This window comes from Mesorhizobium sp. M7A.F.Ca.US.005.03.2.1, from assembly GCF_003997795.1.
Lineage (GTDB): Bacteria > Pseudomonadota > Alphaproteobacteria > Rhizobiales > Rhizobiaceae > Mesorhizobium > Mesorhizobium ciceri.
In genome coordinates, this window is record NZ_RZRP01001571.1 from 1 (window position 1) to 524 (window position 524).

The 524-nt window shown below is 63.0% G+C and carries 1 protein-coding gene and 1 pseudogene; both read right to left on the reverse strand.

Translation table 11 applies throughout. The annotated features are described in order from the left end of the window. The coding region (locus EN991_RS39200) for a putative glycolipid-binding domain-containing protein (protein WP_206519379.1) at positions 1-351 on the reverse strand (351 nt) is incomplete at its 3' end. Positions 352-380: 29 nt separating this feature from the next. After that, positions 381-524: pseudogene (locus tag EN991_RS41545) on the reverse strand (globin); the annotation flags it as partial.

The window sequence follows — 524 nt, forward strand, 5'->3', positions numbered from 1 at the left end:
GGAAAGTTGCAATCGCCGGATCGGCAGCGTGTTGGTGAACGGCGTGATGGTCAGGTCGGGATCGAAAATGCCGTCGAGCTCCGGCATCGGCAGGCCGTCCCTGGTCCAGCGACCATCGCCATCGGCGGCAAGAACAAGCGTGCGGCCGCTACCGATCATATCGACAACGACACGCCTGGCGTGCCAGCCGACATCGCAAACGATGCGGTAACGGACGGCAAAAGGCGTTTGCCCGGAGCAGACTGCGACAGAGTCGGCCGAGACCTCCCCTGCCCGCTCCTGCAGCACCAAATGTTCGAGACCCGGTCCGTCCCACTCGCGCCAACGTATGATCTTCACATCTTCCGGCATCAGCCCAACACCTCCATGGCGACTGGACGCTAGTTTGTACCCGGTGGCTGATAGGGGCCGCCCGGCACACCCCAGCCCCAGGCCGGCATCGGTTCCGTCTGCGGATCGCAGGTTTCGCCGAGATTGGAGTTCATCTTGGCCAGGCGCGATCCCCATTCGACATAGCCCATGAA